This window comes from Candidatus Nitrosocosmicus oleophilus (assembly GCF_000802205.1).
GTDB classification, from domain to species: Archaea; Thermoproteota; Nitrososphaeria; order Nitrososphaerales; family Nitrososphaeraceae; genus Nitrosocosmicus; species Nitrosocosmicus oleophilus.
Window position 1 is genome coordinate 2,847,062 of record NZ_CP012850.1, and the last position, 18,555, is coordinate 2,865,616.

18 protein-coding genes are annotated in these 18,555 nt (G+C 35.6%); 7 read left to right on the forward strand and 11 right to left on the reverse strand.

The features are described from left to right. Nucleotides 1-498: 498 nt before the first annotated feature. The gene (locus NMY3_RS13770) at nt 499-1,773 is read left to right on the forward strand and encodes a Glu/Leu/Phe/Val family dehydrogenase (protein WP_196816398.1); all 1,275 of its coding nucleotides are present in this window, start codon (nt 499-501) and stop codon (nt 1,771-1,773) included. A 202-nt stretch (nt 1,774-1,975) separates the two neighbouring features. Here NMY3_RS13770 and erpA read toward each other — a convergent pair whose 3' ends face one another. The 3 genes from erpA to NMY3_RS13785 all read right to left on the reverse strand — a co-directional run bounded on the left by erpA (nt 1,976) and on the right by NMY3_RS13785 (nt 5,380). Continuing rightward, nucleotides 1,976-2,326: an iron-sulfur cluster insertion protein ErpA gene (gene erpA / locus NMY3_RS13775; RefSeq protein ID WP_196816399.1), complete on the reverse strand. Its 351-nt coding sequence runs from the start codon at nt 2,324-2,326 to the stop codon at nt 1,976-1,978. Nucleotides 2,327-2,410: 84 nt separating this feature from the next. Next, the gene (locus NMY3_RS13780; RefSeq protein WP_231100094.1) at nt 2,411-4,534 is read right to left on the reverse strand and encodes an acetate--CoA ligase family protein; all 2,124 of its coding nucleotides are present in this window, start codon (nt 4,532-4,534) and stop codon (nt 2,411-2,413) included. 135 nt (nt 4,535-4,669) lie between these two features. Continuing rightward, nucleotides 4,670-5,380: a class I SAM-dependent methyltransferase gene (locus tag NMY3_RS13785; protein ID WP_231100095.1), complete on the reverse strand. Its 711-nt coding sequence runs from the start codon at nt 5,378-5,380 to the stop codon at nt 4,670-4,672. Between the two features lie 121 nt (nt 5,381-5,501). Between NMY3_RS13785 and NMY3_RS13790 the strand changes: the two genes are divergently transcribed. Beyond that, nucleotides 5,502-6,032, forward strand: a complete 531-nt coding sequence (locus NMY3_RS13790) for a hypothetical protein (protein ID WP_196816400.1) — start codon at nt 5,502-5,504, stop codon at nt 6,030-6,032. Nucleotides 6,033-6,077: 45 nt separating this feature from the next. Here the strand turns inward: NMY3_RS13790 and NMY3_RS13795 are convergent, their stop codons facing one another. Together NMY3_RS13795 and NMY3_RS13800 are read right to left on the reverse strand one after the other, a co-directional pair. Next, nucleotides 6,078-6,605, reverse strand: a complete 528-nt coding sequence (locus NMY3_RS13795; protein ID WP_196816401.1) for a THUMP domain-containing protein — start codon at nt 6,603-6,605, stop codon at nt 6,078-6,080. A gap of 12 nt (nt 6,606-6,617) precedes the next feature. Further along, nucleotides 6,618-7,247, reverse strand: a complete 630-nt coding sequence (locus NMY3_RS13800; RefSeq protein WP_196816402.1) for an L-threonylcarbamoyladenylate synthase — start codon at nt 7,245-7,247, stop codon at nt 6,618-6,620. Nucleotides 7,248-7,432: 185 nt separating this feature from the next. Here NMY3_RS13800 and NMY3_RS13805 point away from each other — a divergent pair, with 185 nt between their 5' ends. The 4 genes from NMY3_RS13805 (at nt 7,433) to NMY3_RS13820 (ending at nt 11,724) form a co-directional block, all read left to right on the forward strand. After that, on the forward strand, nt 7,433-8,170 hold the full coding sequence (locus tag NMY3_RS13805) for an adenylate/guanylate cyclase domain-containing protein (protein WP_196816403.1): 738 nt from the start codon (nt 7,433-7,435) through the stop codon (nt 8,168-8,170). A gap of 140 nt (nt 8,171-8,310) precedes the next feature. Then, nucleotides 8,311-8,928 carry a GTP cyclohydrolase I gene (gene folE, locus NMY3_RS13810; protein ID WP_231100096.1) on the forward strand — a complete coding sequence of 206 codons (618 nt, stop codon included), beginning with the start codon at nt 8,311-8,313 and terminating at the stop codon, nt 8,926-8,928. A gap of 203 nt (nt 8,929-9,131) precedes the next feature. Then, nucleotides 9,132-9,947 carry an AAA family ATPase gene (locus NMY3_RS13815; protein ID WP_196816405.1) on the forward strand — a complete coding sequence of 272 codons (816 nt, stop codon included), beginning with the start codon at nt 9,132-9,134 and terminating at the stop codon, nt 9,945-9,947. A 16-nt stretch (nt 9,948-9,963) separates the two neighbouring features. After that, complete coding sequence (locus tag NMY3_RS13820) at nt 9,964-11,724, forward strand: VWA domain-containing protein (protein ID WP_231100097.1); 1,761 nt, start codon at nt 9,964-9,966, stop codon at nt 11,722-11,724. Between the two features lie 40 nt (nt 11,725-11,764). Here NMY3_RS13820 and fsa read toward each other — a convergent pair whose 3' ends face one another. The 6 genes from fsa to NMY3_RS13850 all read right to left on the reverse strand — a co-directional run bounded on the left by fsa (nt 11,765) and on the right by NMY3_RS13850 (nt 16,512). Then, complete coding sequence (gene fsa / locus NMY3_RS13825; protein WP_196816406.1) at nt 11,765-12,430, reverse strand: fructose-6-phosphate aldolase; 666 nt, start codon at nt 12,428-12,430, stop codon at nt 11,765-11,767. After that, the gene (locus NMY3_RS13830) at nt 12,427-13,365 is read right to left on the reverse strand and encodes a transketolase family protein (protein ID WP_425319411.1); all 939 of its coding nucleotides are present in this window, start codon (nt 13,363-13,365) and stop codon (nt 12,427-12,429) included. The genes fsa and NMY3_RS13830 overlap by 4 nt, the downstream gene beginning before the upstream one ends. A gap of 115 nt (nt 13,366-13,480) precedes the next feature. After that, nucleotides 13,481-15,100, reverse strand: a complete 1,620-nt coding sequence (locus tag NMY3_RS13835; RefSeq protein WP_196816408.1) for a ribulose-phosphate 3-epimerase — start codon at nt 15,098-15,100, stop codon at nt 13,481-13,483. A 114-nt stretch (nt 15,101-15,214) separates the two neighbouring features. Beyond that, a complete protein-coding gene (locus NMY3_RS13840; protein WP_196816409.1) occupies nt 15,215-15,550 on the reverse strand; it encodes a thioredoxin family protein in 336 nt (111 codons plus the stop codon). A gap of 374 nt (nt 15,551-15,924) precedes the next feature. Then, nucleotides 15,925-16,158: a hypothetical protein gene (locus tag NMY3_RS13845; RefSeq protein WP_196816410.1), complete on the reverse strand. Its 234-nt coding sequence runs from the start codon at nt 16,156-16,158 to the stop codon at nt 15,925-15,927. Between the two features lie 12 nt (nt 16,159-16,170). Beyond that, nucleotides 16,171-16,512, reverse strand: a complete 342-nt coding sequence (locus tag NMY3_RS13850; protein WP_231100099.1) for a hypothetical protein — start codon at nt 16,510-16,512, stop codon at nt 16,171-16,173. A 601-nt stretch (nt 16,513-17,113) separates the two neighbouring features. Between NMY3_RS13850 and NMY3_RS13855 the strand changes: the two genes are divergently transcribed. After that, complete coding sequence (locus tag NMY3_RS13855) at nt 17,114-18,403, forward strand: S1C family serine protease (protein ID WP_231100421.1); 1,290 nt, start codon at nt 17,114-17,116, stop codon at nt 18,401-18,403. Nucleotides 18,404-18,555 lie beyond the last annotated feature (152 nt).

The following is an 18,555-nucleotide window of genomic DNA, read 5'->3' on the forward strand; positions in this document are numbered from 1 at the left end:
ATAGGTTCTAGCCGTGAATCAAAGAATTAGATGTAGGAAAAGGAAGGCAAATTTTAGAATTCAAATCATTTTGATATCTGGGCGGCCATTACTCTGTTTTGTGATTTTAAATTTGTAGTATTGAAATGAATTAGAATAAGCACAATTATGAACTATTTTTTTATCCCATTTGTTAGGAGTTTGAATTATTCAAAGGATATACCCTTTGTTTTTCTGTTGGTCTCATAAGAGTTAAGTTGATAGGTTCGACGGAGACTATATCCATGAAGGAATTGATATATCATATTTGCTCTTAGGAATAAACCCAAGTATGATAATTATTCTCTAATTTGTTCAATCATGGACACAATAGAGCATTAAACATATGGATAAAAGCTATAAAAAATTCAATCAATTTCTGATATTGTCCGATTAAATCCATCCATCTCAAAAATATCAATTTATCGCGCCGGCTTTTTGATTAAATTTAAATATATCAAAATTTTTCCCTCTATTGTAATGACAAATAATACTAACGAGTTTGGATCGACTAATAATCCTTATCAAATGGCTTTGAAACAACTTGAAGAAACCGCAAAAATCATAAATTTAGATGAAGGTATCCACAAAATACTTGCAAAACCAAAGAGGGTTCTAACCGTATCCCTACCGGTTAAGATGGATGACGGGAGGATAGAAGTCTTTACAGGGTTCCGTTCTCAACACAATGATGCAAGGGGTCCATTCAAAGGTGGAATTAGATATCACCCTCAAGTAACCATTGAAGAAGTAATGGCCCTCTCAATGTGGATGACTTGGAAATGCGCCGTAACAGGGATACCGCTAGGAGGTGGTAAGGGAGGCATTATTTGCAATCCCAAGAAGATGTCAAACTCAGAGCTAGAAAGGATGACAAGGAGGTATGCGTATGCCATCTCCGATATTATTGGACCTTATACTGACATCCCAGCACCAGATGTGTACACTGGCGGTCAAGAGATGGCATGGATAATGGATACTTATTCTACCCTCAAGGGCAACCGTGGAGAACCTGCCCTAATTACTGGGAAACCTCTGCCAATAGGTGGATCTTTAGGTAGAACTGAAGCTACTGGAAGAGGACTATCTTTTACTGTAAGAGAAGCTGCAAAAAAACAAAATATCAATATGAATGAGGCAGTAGTAGTCGTGCAAGGATTTGGTAATGCAGGACAGTATGCAGCCCAATTAGTTGAGGAGCAGGGTGCTAAGATTATTGCTGTATCGGATACACAAGGAGCGATCATCAACAAGAATGGATTTAAAGCAAATGAATTAATAAAATTTAAACTAGAAAACAAATCTATTCGTGGCTTCCCTGGTGCAACTGAAATAAATAATGATGAACTATTAACCACGGAAAGTACTATTTTGATACCAGCTGCTTTAGAAAATCAGATTACGAAAGACAACGCCTCTAAAATTAAGACTAAAATTGTTGCTGAGGCGGCAAATGGTCCGACTACTCCCGAAGCTGATCAAGTTCTTTATGAAAACAATATTTTAGTTATCCCAGATGTGTTGGCTAATAGCGGTGGAGTAACAGTATCATATTTCGAATGGCTTCAAAATCTAAGGAGAGAATATTGGTCTGAAGCTGAAGTAAACGAGAGATTAGATGTAATAATGACAAGGGCATTTGCCGAGGTTTATGATGCACATCTAAAATATAATACAAACATGCGTACGGCAAGTATCGCATTGGCAGTCAATAGAGTCGCTGAAGCCATTAAGCTAAGAGGAATTTGGCCTTAAATACCAATTGACTTGAGGGTACGCGCTAAAAACAAAATAATAAATCAGAAAAGCAGGCTAACAGATATCAATTTGATTTATTTTCGCCGCATCACATGAGACATATCATAAATCATATATCAGAAATCTAGAAAGAACCGTTATTTACATGAATGAGGGAAATAAAGTTAATTGAAATTGGATTCTAAAAGAAATAAAAAAATTACTCAGTAGAAAATGAGTGACCACATGAGCAGCTCTTTGTGACGTTTGGATTAGTTATCTTAAATCCTGATCCCATCAAGCTTTCAATGTAATCGACTACGGCCCCTTTCAAATATTTTTGACTATAATTATCTACCAAAATTTTAACTTTGTTTTGTTCCAATATTACATCGTCTTCGTCTGGATTCTCTTCAAAGCCCATTCCATATGATAACCCAGAACATCCACCGCCAGTGACATATACTCTTAAATAGAGATTATCCTTTCCTTCTTGTTTCATAAATTCTGTAACCTTTTCTGCAGCCTTTGCTGTAACATCAATAATTTTAGGTTGTTGTACACTTGCCATGATATATTATAATAGGCAATACAAATTTAAGAATGTTTTCCTATAAATAATCCAAAAAAAAGAGATGATTTTTTGAAAAAAAGATTACTTATGTGACTTGGATAGAGCAGACCATTTGGCTAATGAACTAGCTGCTATGCTCCAGGTATTTACTGATTGATATACCGGTACATTATTCTCCTCCAACTTGTTTGCCATTTTCTGAGTAAATGGACCACCCAATGCACCAACAAGAATGGGCTTTTTCCCTTGTCTGTTAAATTCGGCAAGAATATCAACTATCTTCTCCTCAAGTGGATCATCTTGAAAGACGAACCAAGGCATTACAATATCGACATTTGGATCATCCATAAATGTCTGGATCGCAAATTTATAATCGTCAGCATTTGCTGATCCGGTGACATCACAAGGATTACCGAGTACATAAGTAGCAGGATAATGTGACTTGAAAGATTTCATACTCTCCTCGCTGAGGTTTGCTACCTGCAATCCCAGTCTTTCAAATTGGTCAATGGCTGCAATTATGGGACCGGCACCATTCGTAACCATTGCAACTCTGTTTCCTTCTGGCACTGGTTGCCATGATAGGGCTTTGAGAGAAGCAGTTAGTTCATCGTAGCTGTCCACCGAAATTATCCCATTCTGAGAAAATGCACCTTTCACCACGCTATAAGTTCCTCCTAAAGAGCCGGTGTGAGAAGCAGCTTGTTTAGCACCTCTTGTAGTTCGTCCATTCTTGAATACTACAATTGGTTTTTTTCGTTCAGTAATTACTTTCTTTGCAGTGTTAACAAACTTGCGCCCATCTCCCAAGCCTTCAACATACAAGCCTATAACCTTGGTTTGTGGGTCCTCGGCCAAATACCAAATCATGTCAGCTTCGTCTACATCGGATCGGTTCCCATATGAAACCATTTTACTCATTCCAAATGGAAACGAATGTTCCATAAATGCGATGCCAATAGTTCCACTTTGAGACAAGAAGGACACATTACCATTTTTAGGTCTCAGCATACGGTCATGCCCTTGGAATGCACAATCCAGCCTATTCTCCCCGTTAAACATTCCAATGCAGTTTGGTCCAATAATTCTAATTTTTAGCTTAGAGGACAATTCCTTAACTTGTTGCTCAATATCGGCTCTTTCTCCTCCTAACTCTTTCCCACCTCCAGAGATGACTACAACATTATGAATTGATTTTTCGCCACAAATTTTTAGCAAATCAGGTACAAATTTCAAATCTACAGTAACAACTACCACGTCAACAGGATCTTTAATGTCGCCTAGACTCTTATACGCGGGTATTCCCATTATTTCTGGATAACCTTTTGCATTTACAGGATACACCTTTCCTTTATAGTCATGCTTTACCAGGGTTTCTAGCACAGAGTTGCCGATCTTTCCTATTTCAGGGGAGGCGCCTATCAATGCAATAGATTTGGCATTAAAAAACAAATCCATATTAGTAGAATTGGGTTCAACGCTTGAAACAACATCATACTTGGGTTGTTCTGACAAAATAATTTTTGCATCAGCAACGTAATAACTATCAGGATATACAATTACAGGGTTAAAATCTATGCTTTCGTAGTAAGGAGAAATATCATACCCCAACTTTCCTATATTGAGCAAAGCACTTGTCAATATTTCCATGCTTATTGGTTCTGAACCACGATATCCTTTTAACAACATTTTCCCCTGTAGCTCTTCTATCATCTCTATTGCGTCTTCCTTGGTAAGAGGAAGTACTCTAAACGAAACATCCTTGAATAATTCTGTAAATATTCCTCCCAGTCCCACCATCATAACAGGGCCAAATTGAGGATCATTTTGTAAACCAACAATCATCTCAACCCCTTTGGGAACCATCTTCTCAAGCAGAACACCCTTTACATCATAATCCTTTGATAATCTCCCATACATATCATTAAATGCAGATTTGACAGATTCCTCATCTTTAAGATCAATTTTGACTCCTCCCACGTCAGTTTTGTGTAAAATCTCGGGGGAAACTATTTTCGCCACCAATGGAAAACCCAATTTTCTTGCTTCTGTAACTGCAGAGTCAACATCCTTAACCAGAGCAAACCCGGGAACGCTAATATCATATTCAGAAAGAATGCCTTTAGCGATTTCTTCGGTAATGACTTTGGTTTTATTTTTGAAAGAATCCTCAAATATCGATTTGATTTTGTTTTGATCTGTCAATGAAAGTTTATTATTCTATTCGGTTTATAATTTTTCTTACTTAAAGTTTTGAATATTTAGCAAGAAATTCATCCTCTATTAAAGTAACGATCAACTGACATGAAAATATGAAGATAAAACCAGGTTATGAAATGATTATTTATAAGCAATTACAATTATGGCCCCTCCCATAAGCTTCTTGTTAAACTCGACCTTGGAAAATGTCTTTGACAATAAGTCATTCAGATCTTTGTTCCTTGGCCACCTAAGGAAAGTACCGTACAAAGTTCGAAAAGGCAATCCTTCCCTCCCAGCGGCCAAGAATGCCATTATAACGAGTAAATATTTTAGATAAAAGGATACAAAGAAACGAGCTATAAAATTATCAGGTTTTCCGAGATCGACAATTAATAACCTACCATCCTTTTTCAAAACCCTGTGAATTTCTACAAACGCCTCGTTTAAAGTGATTGAATCTCTTATTGAATACCCACATAGGACTGCATCAAAAGAATTAGATTTGTATGGAATCTTTTCAAAAATACCACTACATAAAAAATAACTATTATCATAATTCTTGAATCTATTCTTGATTTCAGCCAACATTTCGGGAATAGGATCATAAAAATTTATTGTTATGTCTTGAGAAACGAAATCCAAGGCCAGTTTAGACATGTTGCCGTAACCGGAGCCTGCATCGAGGATATGATTGCCAGGGAAGACACTTTTTTTTATCCCTTCTTTACGAAACTGATTATCTTTTCCCAACGAAATAGCACTATTTACTTTATCATAAACAGGAATGATATTCCGAAGTACTTTTATTACTTCATTCCAATACAAATTCCCCAAACCAATATTCTTCAATGGAAAAAGTATAAGAAAACCAGATATTGAATTTTTGTATCAGCTACGGCCAAAAGATATTAGTCAAGATGTCATCAATAGTCGTGGGGAAGAGATTCTGGACACCGAAGTGCTCATTAAAATGGACACATTAGAAGCAATTGTCGCTGGATTTTCCTTCTTTGACACTGACGTAAGAAATATCTATGACAACTTAAAGTCCAAGGACAAAACTATCAATATAATATTTGTTAACTCAAAACTGGTTTATGGGTTAGACCACATACTGGGAATCTTAAAGATAATTAATGAGGAGGATCAAAGAAATATCAAATCAAACGTAAAAAACGTTGAAATTGAATTTCTACTTAGAATTTGCTACACCAATCAAATAAAATATGCTCTAAAATCAAACTTCGGAGACAGTAAGAATAAAACCTTTGTTGTAGTATTGATTTCTAAACCGGAATCCAAATTAAGAAATACTCTCGGTTTTCTCTCTTCTTTTGGCATCGAAGATAGTAACTTGATACGTCCCGATATCACCAAGAAGAATTACATCCTCGATTATTTCTTTAAGGACAAATTCAAAGGGAATTCCCATATGCTGTTAAATAATGAAGAAAAATATTTGAAATTTCTTATTGAGAAAGCAGCGATATCTCTAAATTGAGTGGGATCAGAAAATAGGATGCATTCTTGGTATCATAGTCTAATATTATTCTGAAACCCTCTTTTCTGTCATTGAACTAAACATCATATCTGAACTGATAACTGATATTCCTGAATATTTTCCAATAATCTCTACAAGCAGAATCCATGTAGGGTTAGTCAAATTGACTGGGTAATTCAAATGAGGTCCAACTGAATCAATAATGTCTTTTTTACTTAATTTGGTATGTCTTTTTTCAACTTGAATTTTAACAGGTCCCTTGTCGATAATTTTCTGCTTAGCCAAATTAAGTAAGCAATCCCTAATTTCCTCGACCTCGCTTAAAACTACCCTCTGTATTGGGACAAATCTAAGCAGGTTCCGAATCTCCCAAGGTGAATCCTTTAGCTTTTCCCTTAAATAAGATATAAAAAGCTCAGGATCCTTTGAAGATTTTCCTACTATGAGTCCTGAAATATTAGTTTCACTTACTTCCACCGTAGTCTCCCCAAAGTCGTAAAACAGTCCTCCAAGTTCATCCATTAGATCTTCTTCTTTGTATCTATATGTTGTAGCAAGAAAATTGAATATCATAGTTTGGCTCCATTATGGACAACTAAGTGCTGCTAGGATTTTTTCCTTTGGAATGGCACCTTCCCTAATAATACGAGGAAATCCCGACCCTGAAACATCTACTATGGTTGATCCGCTATCGTTGCCTGATAATATTTCGTTGCCTACTACAGCATCACATTTGCTTAAAATAGCCTCATCAATGTCTTTTAATCTTGTTGAAGGTATCTTTCTTGACAGATTGGCACTTGTTCCCACTAATAGCTTAGATCTAGTCATTTTTATCAAATTTAAAATGCATGGACTACTAGGAACACGTAATCCAACAGTATTATCATGATTATTATACACATACCTAGATAATCCATGGTTTGCTTTCAATTTTAGAACTAGAGTGAGTTTTCCAGGCCAAAATAAATCTTGTAGTATTTTGGCTTGTGGGTTCATATGTGAAATTCTTGAGGCTATCCTCCAATCATTTGTCAGTACTGGTAAGGATTTCTCCAACGGTCTTTCTTTGATTGCAAATAATCTTAAAACCGATTTTTCTACTGTGGGATCGCAACCTATCCCAAAGACAGTGTCTGTAGGATAAACGATCACACCTCCGTTGTCAATTATTTTAGCACAATTTTTCAAGTCGTCTAGATTTCTACAATCCATATGATAGACCAACAGTTTGGGGAACTCTCAAATTCAATTTAACCTAAACTATTATTCCTGGACTGTAGAAAATTTAAGTTCAAAATTTATTCTATATAGCAAACAAGATTAAAATAACAAATCGGTATTTAAATGATACAATTATTTTAGAAAAGCATATATAGTATTCTTGTTATATATTGTCAATGCAATCCAATATCGATCTAGTAGAATATGAAAGTGTAACAAGAATTTATAATCATCATAGTCTCCAAAATCTAAAGTCATTGGGTAGTAATAGAGTTCAAGATAACAATATCGGTATTCTTCAATCGGACACTTGCAAAAAGGCAATCACCATTGTTTTTTGGGACATCAGCGGGTTTTCAAAGCTAACAAAGTTGTTTTATTTGATGGATAGGGAAAATATCATATTAGAAATCTTAGATGAATATTATAGAATTGCAAGATCTATAATTGCACGTAACAATGGAGTTTGGGACAAAACTATAGGTGATGGCATCATGTCATGGTTCGGGTTCTTTGAGAAAAATATACCAGAAAGGAATAGTGGGCATGATGATGGAGCATTAGACGCAATAAATGCAGCAATCGAACTGAGAAATATCTTTCAGAACTTTAAGGACAAGGTGAAATCAGCTTGGAACATTAATGGAGTCAACTTAGACTTTAACATAAAATGTGGAATAAATACTGGCCAGGCCCATATTGGCCTTGTCTATGACCAATTTACGGCCATGGGAACAAATGTTAATATCGCTAGCAGGCTCCAGGAATTTGCCAAGGGTGATCAGATAATCATTTCAAACGCTACAATGGAAAAGATTTGTTTGAAAGGTTATAATCTAAGGAGAATTTCCGTTAATTCGGATAACCTTATAAAATCTTTTGAAGACATTGATTGCTGCTATGAGATCTTATAATAACACAGTAAATAGTAGAAAGGAGTTCAAATGTCTTGTTGGGTTTTTTATGCTACAGAACCCACTTTCATAGCAGTAGAATAACAAAAGTATTTTTATTTGCAAGTGAACTATATCATCAACTAATAATACAGATCAAAATGATAGAAAAAGAAAGTTTGGGTTTGAAAGGAAAGGGTATAAACGAGGTTTTTCTCAGCGAAAACAGAGATGAATTTGATAGTACTGTTAATGGTTATTATAGGCTGATTGGTGGTGAGAATGGCAATTATAATAAGGAAACCAGTAGGAGGCTACGGTCATTTGGTGAAGAATTGTTCAAAAAGAGATCATATGAGAAATTTACTGCTTTTAAGGCAGATCATGATGATATGATAATAGGAAATCATTTGAGATTATTCTCATTCTGTGAACATCATTTGCTTCCTTTTTTTGGAGAGGTTGCGATTGGATATATTCCAAATAACAAGATATTCGGCCTCTCAAAATTCCAACGGCTAGTAGACAAAGTATCTTCTAGACCTCAACTTCAGGAGAGACTCACGTACCAAATTCTCGAGGAAATCAAGAATAGATTGGAACCTAAAGGCGTAGGCGTTGTCATAAAGGCTATTCATACTTGTGTTTTCGCAAGAGGCACTCAATCGAGTTCAGCAGAATTTACAACATCAGCAGTTGACGGAATTTTTAAGGAAAACAACAACACCAAGCAAGAGTTCTTTTCCATAATAAATTCAGATGGGAGATTAAGACTGTAGTGCTCAAATTCATTGGGAAGGTAAATTTGATCTAAATTCTTCTTTTGAACCAACAAGTCTTTAACCTAGTAACCTGTGGAAAATAATCATGATAGAGCATCACTATCAATTCCTGTAATTTCGTGATGCATTCATCATTTGGACACTATATGTAAGTTTACGATATATTTTAATTAGATAGATGAGCGAGAAAACTTAAATTGATGTCTGCGGCCAATGATGCGAATATTGAGTATATAGACTGGAATAATGCTTTTGAAATATTAGATAAGGCTTTTAAACTTGGTATTTTTGTACTAATAATTGGTCCAAAAGGGACAGGGAAAACCACACTCGTTAGAAAATTCGCTAAGCAGGTAAGTAAAGAACTATCATCTGTAAATTTTAGCCTCAGGACTAGAGAATCTCACTTAATTGGAACTAATACTATCGATAATGGTCAGATAAATTTTGTAAATGGAGTTTTGGTTCACTCGATGACACAGGGAGACTTATTATACCTAGATGAGCTTAATGCGGCCGAACCGGATGTGCTACTTAGGCTAGACGAGGCTTTAGATGATAGAAGACAAATAGTTTTGAAAGAATTCCATGGACAAACAATAAAGGCAAAGGATAACTGGTTTGTAATTGGGACCATCAATCCGCTATCACATGTTGGAACAAAAGAACTCCCCCCACAAATTCTAAGCAGATTCCCAATTAGGATTATGTTAGACTACCCTCCTGAGGATACCGAACTGGAAATTATCAAGAAACATGTTAAGGTAAATACTCAAAACGAGGAAGATAATATTAAAAGTGCAATAAAATTGGCCCATAATCTACGTAAGGCAGCTTCTCTTGAAGAAATTTTTTATAGCCCTAGTTTGAGAGAAACCATAGCATATTCAAAATTGGTAACGAACAATACAAATGCAAAGGAAGCTGCTGAATTTGTTTTTGCAAATGTTTACCATCAATGGGGCGAAATTGAATACCGAAAGGTAATGGACATAATCGCATCCATTTTCCTTTAATTCACGTTGGCAAAGTATGTCTATTTTTTGGGATATAAAAGACAAGGGGAAGGAAAATGATATTGATTCAAAGCATGATAAAAATTTTGATAATGAAATAAAGAGCAAGCAAAACAAGAAAAGGTCCGAATCGTTCTTAAGATTTGACGACCTAGATCTTGACAATATTCATATTAGAAATGATGTATTGCTCGAGATTGCCACGTTCTTATCCAGACGATGGTCAGACAGTACTGAATCAACCATTCATATTTCAAGAGAAGGAAAAATCTCTACTAATTTAGACAAGAAAAGAATTACTCTTCCTGGATTAGATTATTTCTATGGTAACATTTTTCAAAAGTACAGACAATGGCGAACATTACTATGGTATGAATCAGTCAGATTAAAGTATTCATTTAAGATTTTTGATACTGACGTCGTCTTTGGATTTGTATTCAACATTTTGGAGACAAAACGGATAGAAATATTGGGATTAGAAGAATGGAAAGGCATGATAAAAGAAATTATATATTACGAAGGATTATCCTGGCACAATAAACCCCTGCTGAATTCACTACATGGGAAAAACAAAGTTTTAGAAGCATTTTCTCAATTCTTTTTAACAGGTTATATAAAGGGTGAACTCTATGGCGGTGAAAATGAAAGGGTAATTAAAGCATCAGATTATGCACAGAACATCTTAAGAGAATATATTAGAAATTTCAAACTCAATAACAAAACTTTTGACCAAATAAAGGATCAAAAATGGTTAGAATATGAAACAAGGCAGATTATTAAAATACTTCAAGTTGATTCATTAATGTCAGTTCCACCCATCCCAATAATTATGCCAAAAAGCAAAATAGGACTTTCTATGAAGCAAGAGGAAGTCTTATCACAGATTGAAAAGCTTGTAAGAATAAAAAATAAGGAAATAGAAATAGAGAAATTAAAAAAAGAAATTGTTCAAGGCGATGATATCAATGAAGAGTTTAGAATCATAGTTAATGAGAGTAAAAAAAATGATAACAAAGGTTATGAATCAACTGAAAATCTTTCCATCGCAATTCCAGACAACACGGGGGTTGACGAAAATGCCATTTACGATTTTGATTTGATTAATAAGGTGAAAACCGCCCTCAAGGAATGGAAAAGTGGTTGGAAAGAAAAATATGATTTTAGTGGAGACGAAATAGAAATTGAAAATTACATTGAAAAGCAGCCAAAAATTTTTATTAGTGATAAGAAAATTGCAATAAATGTAAAGATATCGGTACTTTTGGATCTTTCAAGCAGTATAGAAGATAATGAAATAGAGTACAAGAAAGCCACAGTAGCATTGTGTGAAGGATTAGAATATCTAGGAATAAAATTTTCCATATATGCTTTCAATACTGAATCTAGAATGGTTAAATGTTGGGTAATTAAACCCCCAACCGCAAGGTGGGGATCCATTTATGCGAGGAGACTGATGCAAGTAAAACCAATAGGAGGAACACCTTTGGCAGAAATATACAAGATACTCCAGCCAAGTATTAGTGCGTTCAAACCAGATATTTTTGTAACACTTACAGACGGCGAACCCTCAGATATGGATGCTGTACGTTCTGTAGTCTTATCATACAAAAGAAGTGGGGTAGAAATGATTGCAATCGGTTTGGGTTCGGATTTAGGAGATGCGATAGGGATTGGACATAATTTAAAATACCTCAACTATCAAAGAATTCTCACTTTATCAAAAAAAAGGTTGCAGGATTTACCAAAAAAAGTATTGGGGCTTTTAACCACAGATTGAGGCAATTCAATAATACCGCACCAAATTAGCAGTAGAAAAATTAGAATGCTAGATCAGGGTTATCCTTTTCGAGTTTCTTCCAATCAGATAAGAAGGAGTCTAGGCCCTTATCTGTCAAGGGATGGCGGATCATCTTATCCAGAATGTCTGGCGGAAGTGTAACGACGTCTGCCCCCATTTTTGCCGCTTCGATCACATGTAATGGATGACGAACGCTAGCCACCAATAGCTGAGTTGAGATATCATAGCTAGCAAATATTTGAACAATTTCGCTTACCAAATTCAGACCCTCAGCTCCAATGTCATCTAACCGACCAATAAACGGACTTACATAAGTAGCTCCAGCTTTTGCAGCTAATAGCGCTTGATTAGCAGAAAAAATTAGTGTTACATTAGTTTTTATCCCCTTTTTAGTTAGTGAATGCACAACTTTTAGACCAGCCATGGTCATAGGAATCTTGACTACTACGTTTTCTCCATATTTTGCTAATTTCAACGACTCTTCTAACATTTTATCATAGTCAATAGCAACTACCTCTAGACTAACTGGTCCTTTCATAATTTCTACGATTTTCTTCATGGTCTTAATTGGGTTGCCTTTTTCTTTTGAAAGCAATGTTGGGTTAGTAGTGATACCATCTACTACTCCTAATTCATTGTATTTTTCTATAGATGCAACATTAGCAGTATCTAGGAAGATTTTCATTTTTTTTCACTCTTTTTTAGGGCGACCACATTTTTTACTATTTCCCCTGGAGATAAGCCATATTTATCCAAGAGTGAATCGATCTCTTCGTCTCTTGCAGATTCACCATATTTATCCCTAATTCCAATTTTTCTTACAAAAGTAGGGCATATTTCAGAGGTCACTTCTGAAATTGCAGACCCCAGTCCACCTACTATATTATGTTCTTCTACGGAAGCCAATGAGCCGGTTTCCTTCGTACATTTGTAAATCAATTCCGAGTCTATCGGTTTGATAGAGTACATGTCTATGACCCTACAAGAAATATTATGATCTTTTTTCAAGATATCACTTGCCTTCAGTGATGCTGAGACCATAGTTCCACAGGAAAATAAACTGATATCGTTACCATCTTTTATTATTGTTCCTTTTCCAATTTCAAAATTTGATTCTTCAGAATATAATTCCTCAGTTGAAGGTCTAGCTAACCTTACATAGAATGGACCCGGAATATTCACTATTTTTCCCAATAATTTTTTGACTGATATCGCATCGGCAGGTACCAAGACCCTCATATTTGGTAAAGATCTCATGATAGAGATATCCTCGATCTGTTGATGAGATGCTCCATCAGGTCCAACAGATAAACCTGCGTGGGATACTACAATTTTTACGTCCAGGTTTGGATAGCAAATTGCATTTCTTATCTGGTCCAAACACCTGCCTGGAATAAAAGCAGCATAAGTACTAGCAAAAGATACTTTACCAGCGATAGCAAGACCAGCAGCGATTGAAACTAGATTTGCTTCGGCTATGCCAACGTTGAAGAGCCTATCAGGAAATTTTTCACCGAACTTTTTAGTTTTAAGTGAATCAGTAGTATCGCCCCCTACACATACAATGTTAGGATACTTTTTACCTAAATTTACAAGGCTATCTCCGTATGCGGAACGCATATCAGAAAATTTAGTATCACTAGTAGTCAAATGGGTCAATTCATAGCTCACCATCATACATTATATCTTTTTTTTTAACGTCAAACATTTTTGCACCCTCGTCATTAGTTTTCAATTATCTCGATAAATTAAATTGTTCTATTATATTCCTACGGCCTTTAATCCAATCTTCTTCAAGATTTAAAGACCGTGATTCCTCGAGCAGGCTCTTCTCAAGATAAGAATCGAGCAAGAACTTAGTTTCACTAATCCTCTTGTCAACATTGCTATGACCAAATATTGCATTTCCCATTACAAAAATCCTACAACCAGCATCAAAGCACTGAGTTATCGTCGATAGATCTATTCCACCATCAGCCTCAAAATAACCCTTAAATCCCCTCTCCCTCAGCAGAGGGATAATTTTTTTCATTTTAGGTAAAACCTCCGGAATGAATTTTTGCCCGGCAAAACCAGGATTTACAGACATTATTATGATAACATCAAGATTATCAAGATATGAGAAAATCCATTCTGGTAGATCGGTGCCGGGATTTACAGCTAGCCCAGGGCTAACACCATTTGATACTAATTTAGAATTGATCCTCTCAAATTCCTGTTCGTTACTACAAGCCTCTGCATGAACAGTTATGACATCACACCCGGCATCAATATAGCGATCCAAGACTAAGGTAGGCTTTTGGATCATCAGATGAGCGTCAAAAGGCAACCTAGTTCCATTACGCAATTTCTTGATAGTATCAAAGAAGAATGTCGAGTTTGGAACAAACTTTCCGTCCATCACGTCTAGGTGTATCATATCTGCACCGTACTGCTCTGCTTTTGCTATTTTTTGCTTCAAGCTTTCCTCACTGATTCCATCCGCTCCTGCTATAATAGAAGGAGAAATCATATATTCACCTTCGAGCTCCCTTACTAACAATGGCAAGTGTTTTTTTGAAGGGGCTTTCCCATGCCACTGAGGATTGTTAGCCATATGTTTTATTCCGTTCCCCTTCACCGTATTTGCTATTATTATTTTGGGTTTGTCAGTAGGTCTTTTTAAAAGCTCTGGAATCAACTGTTCAATCTTATGACCATTAATTTCAACCACTTCCCAGTTAAAAGAAAGCCATTTTTCTTTGACAGGGTCGATTGGCATAATCTCCTCTGTAAATCCATCTTGTTGAATCTTATTTCTATCCAATATGGCAATAAGGTTATTAAGTTTAAATTTTGCAGCAGCCATTGATGCCTCCCATATCTGACCTTCATTTGTCTCGCCATCACCCAGAAGGCAATAAACCATATTGTCCCGCTTGTCGAGCTTATTAGCCAGGCATATTCCAATTGATACGGAAAGACCTATACCTTCAGACCCCCCAGAATATTCAATTCCTGGGACGCTGTGATGCTTTTGCATTTCGCTATATCTTACAGGATGGCCTTGTAGACGTGAATTCAATTTTCGTAGAGTCTTGATTTCTTCCTTTGGGAAAGATCCAGCAAGAGATAAAGTAGCATAGTAACCCGGTGCTGAATGAGCCTTTGAATTGATGAAATAGTCTCGATTTGGATTAGAAGGATGTTTAATATCATTATTCATTATTTGAAAATAAAGACAGCCCATAATCTCTGCAGCTGAAAAAGACGCACCAGGATGTCCAGACCCTGCTTCTGCAATACCAGTTAAGGCTATAGTACGTAATTCTTTCAGTTTTTCTTTTAATCTTAAATATCTATTTATGTTGTACATATCATCATCAAACTCTTCATTTTAGTCATGCGCACCACTCCATTTCAAACATCTCTGTATAATAGATTTCAAATGTCAAATAGATAAAAAGGTAGCTTCGTTTAGAAAACGATTTTACGACTTTGCTCCAATATTAGACAAAATCGCTTCTATATCTCTCCTTGTTAGTCCTACTCCTTTCTTTGCATCTCTACGATGCTGTATTTTGTTTTTAGAGAAGGCAATTAAAGTCGGTACTGCGTTGATACCATATTTATCCCACAATGGGTTTTCATCCTCGTTCAGTTTTACACTACCAATAAGGACTGTATTATCGTTCAGGTTTTTGATTGAATTTTCAAATATAGGGATGAAACTTTTACAATAATAACACCAATCAGCATAAAACAAAATTAAGGAATTTTTACCACTTGTCGCAGAGGCAAGTTCTCCCTGGTTCAAATCTTTCATGCTATAATTTTGTAGATGTACCATAAAAAATATTTGTAAAAATAACCTGGGCTAGTTGGAATCCTGATCGCGATTTGTTGGCGGGATGGTCGTCCTGTCGATCGGATAGTTGGTCGTTTGTTTGGTTGTTTGTTTGGTTGTTTGTTTGGTTGGCTGAATAATAGTCACAGATTAGTTTTTTTATACAAGAAATTCTGTATCAGAAAATCATTTTTTGTACTAATAAAAGGAGCCTGCCTACCTGAGTCATTATTGTTAATATTTGATTTTCATTTGGTAGTAATTAACTAAAGAAAGAGGTGGGAAATTGTCGGGGGAGACCTTAGAAATGTAGTTTGTTACCTAGTATCTTTTATTTTGTTTCCTTTTTGTTCTTATCTTATTGTTTTACCGAAATCATCGTTGTCTAGTGCACCTTTGAATACCTTATCATAGCACGCTTCTGCATTTTCGACTGAGAATGATCCATTGTGATTTGCAGCTCTTGTAACACAATTAAAATACCTTGTTAAAGCGTTGGCTGGTTCAACGACCATTAATTGTGCCAAAATCAATACCGAGAAAACTATGCATGATACTGTTAAAGCAGTTTTTAGATTTTGATTCATGATCATTCCAGATTATTCGCCTCCGAATTTGACATCTGCATCATTATCATCGCCATCATCATGTGGTGCGCTTCCCAAAAGAATTTCATTATAGCAACTTTTTACCTCATGTTTGGTTGGTTCCTTTTCAAAGTACGAATCTTCCTCAACACCCTTGCTTGAATCTATTTTATCATCAATGCAGTCATAAAATTGTGGTAATCCGCTATCTAAGGTTTGGTTTCCACTATTAATTTCTATCAAATCCACGGCCTGAGCGTACACCTTATTTGTATGCAGTGGGGTACCTGCGATACTTGAAACGGTAATCATTAGCGCTGAAAATACTAACGAATTTATCCAGAGATATTTCATCCTACAAAAAGTTCGAAATAAATTATTTAACCCATTCTACAAAATACTCCAAATGATTTCTCAAGAACAAAGTTTGTTCAGTAATTCAAATGTTAATCAAACCTTATTTCGAAGCCTCCAAAATACTATTAGATAGCTCGATTTTTCGGCATGTTTTTCCCAATATCAAAACAAAACGAGTATTTACAGATTTCCAGCTACGATCTTTGTAAACCGGATAAAACGGTCACTGATTCAAAATTAGTAATATAAGACTATAACATTACAAAGCAATTGTTATCATTGTAAAGAATTCTCGATCAGGGCATAGAACTTAAAGAAGATAACTATTTTCCAATTAAAAAGTCTTTTTATACTAATTTTTGAATGGTCAATAGAGGTCATGTATTTGATTAATAGTCATAAATTGGCTCATGGGGAATCATAATGTCATCCCCCAAGGTTTCTTCTGATGTAATATCTTTAGAGCATATAGGTTTTGTAGTCATTTTGCAACGAACTATATCAATTTTCAAATGAATCTTTTATCGATGTAAAACGTAAAAGTATAGAATATAAATATAATCGTGGCTATAGTCTCATATTGATTTTTTTGTCCAAAATGAAGTATGCCTTGTTGATTTTGATATTTTTTACAAGTTTAGCGATTATTCATTCCCCACAAGCGTTTGGTCAAAATCAAAGCTTAGAACAACATTTAGGTTTGTTTGGCAATGGGAATAATTCATTGTTAAACGATATATTCAATAAAGTAAAAGATTCTGTGGTTCAAATAAGTACAGAATATCAACCTACAGACGCTCCAAATGGGTCTTACGATTCGACAGGTAATAGTCCATACGCAATGAAGTTTGGTTCTGGATTTGTTTATGACAAATCAGGTACTATCATAACGAATTATCACGTTGTTAGTTCTGCAACTAACATAATAGTTACTTTCAATGATGGTAACAGTTATACTGCTAAAGTGGTTGGCGTAGATCCATATGGAGACATTTCTATACTGAAACTGGATAATCCAGTGGACGAAAAATTGATTCCAGTAACATTATCAAACTCCTCTTCATTGAAAGTTGGTGATCCGGTTTTGGCAATTGGTAACCCATATGGGCTAGATAATACTTTAACATTTGGTATTGTTAGCCAAATAGGCAGACTGTTGCCAAACTCAGACTTAGGTTACTCGATTCCTAATGTAATTCAGACAGATGCCGCTATTAATCCAGGAAATTCAGGAGGCCCACTAATAGACCTTGATGGTAATGTCGTAGGCATGAACACTGCGATATTTTCAAATACAGGAGCTTATACAGGAGTTGGATTTGCAATTCCTTCCAACGATATCATTAGAATAATACCTCCGTTGATAAAAACAGGTACATACCAACATCCTTGGTTAGGAATATCAGGATCAAAGTTATCGCCCACTTTAGCTGAAATGTTTGGATTACCTCTTAATTACAAAGGTGTACTAATTGAGAATGTTGTGCAAAATGGACCGGCGGACAAAGCAGGTTTGAAAGGAATGCTAATTCAGGGAAACAGATTTGGGGAACAACAAATACTAGATAAGGATATTATAATTGCAATAGACAACAACCCTGTATCAAGAATTGATGATATAATTTCCTATTTAGACATTAACAAAAAGGTGGGAGACAAAGTAGATTTGACCGTTAACCGTAACGGGCAAACAATAAACCTTGTTGCAACTTTGGAAGCAAGGCCGAATTTGCCTTTACAAGAAATTCAATCACAATCAGAACCCAATTATGACAATCCCCAACCATATACCCCATTCCCAAATTTCAAACTGCCACCGCTCCCAGAATTTAAGCTTCCAGAATTGCCTAATTTTAATATCCCTGGCCTATACATTGGAAATAAATAACTACTTCACCAAGAGGTTATAGACCAATCACTTATTTGGAAACGACTAAATCAAATATTACTTTCCAAGAAAAGATGTTCATTGAATGATGTCTAGAAATCCGACGGAAGTTTGTTTAATTTTGGATTTAGATTTATAAACCTTCATTTTAT

Excerpts from the sequence above, each read along its gene's own strand:
- NMY3_RS13850 (WP_231100099.1), bottom strand. The coding sequence starts at position 16,512 with ATGAAATATCTCTGGATAAATTCGTTAGTATTTTCAGCGCTAATGATT.
- NMY3_RS13830 (WP_425319411.1), bottom strand. The coding sequence starts at position 13,365 with ATGCGTTCCGCATACGGAGATAGCCTTGTAAATTTAGGTAAAAAGTAT.
- NMY3_RS13845 (WP_196816410.1), bottom strand. The coding sequence starts at position 16,158 with ATGAATCAAAATCTAAAAACTGCTTTAACAGTATCATGCATAGTTTTC.
- fsa (WP_196816406.1), bottom strand. The coding sequence starts at position 12,430 with ATGAAAATCTTCCTAGATACTGCTAATGTTGCATCTATAGAAAAATAC.
- NMY3_RS13855 (WP_231100421.1), top strand. The coding sequence starts at position 17,114 with ATGAAGTATGCCTTGTTGATTTTGATATTTTTTACAAGTTTAGCGATT.
- NMY3_RS13770 (WP_196816398.1), top strand. The coding sequence starts at position 499 with ATGACAAATAATACTAACGAGTTTGGATCGACTAATAATCCTTATCAA.
- NMY3_RS13805 (WP_196816403.1), top strand. The coding sequence starts at position 7,433 with ATGCAATCCAATATCGATCTAGTAGAATATGAAAGTGTAACAAGAATT.
- NMY3_RS13835 (WP_196816408.1), bottom strand. The coding sequence starts at position 15,100 with ATGTACAACATAAATAGATATTTAAGATTAAAAGAAAAACTGAAAGAA.
- NMY3_RS13840 (WP_196816409.1), bottom strand. The coding sequence starts at position 15,550 with ATGAAAGATTTGAACCAGGGAGAACTTGCCTCTGCGACAAGTGGTAAA.
- NMY3_RS13790 (WP_196816400.1), top strand. The coding sequence starts at position 5,502 with ATGGACACATTAGAAGCAATTGTCGCTGGATTTTCCTTCTTTGACACT.
- NMY3_RS13815 (WP_196816405.1), top strand. The coding sequence starts at position 9,132 with ATGTCTGCGGCCAATGATGCGAATATTGAGTATATAGACTGGAATAAT.
- NMY3_RS13800 (WP_196816402.1), bottom strand. The coding sequence starts at position 7,247 with ATGGATTGTAGAAATCTAGACGACTTGAAAAATTGTGCTAAAATAATT.
- folE (WP_231100096.1), top strand. The coding sequence starts at position 8,311 with ATGATAGAAAAAGAAAGTTTGGGTTTGAAAGGAAAGGGTATAAACGAG.
- erpA (WP_196816399.1), bottom strand. The coding sequence starts at position 2,326 with ATGGCAAGTGTACAACAACCTAAAATTATTGATGTTACAGCAAAGGCT.
- NMY3_RS13795 (WP_196816401.1), bottom strand. The coding sequence starts at position 6,605 with ATGATATTCAATTTTCTTGCTACAACATATAGATACAAAGAAGAAGAT.
- NMY3_RS13820 (WP_231100097.1), top strand. The coding sequence starts at position 9,964 with ATGTCTATTTTTTGGGATATAAAAGACAAGGGGAAGGAAAATGATATT.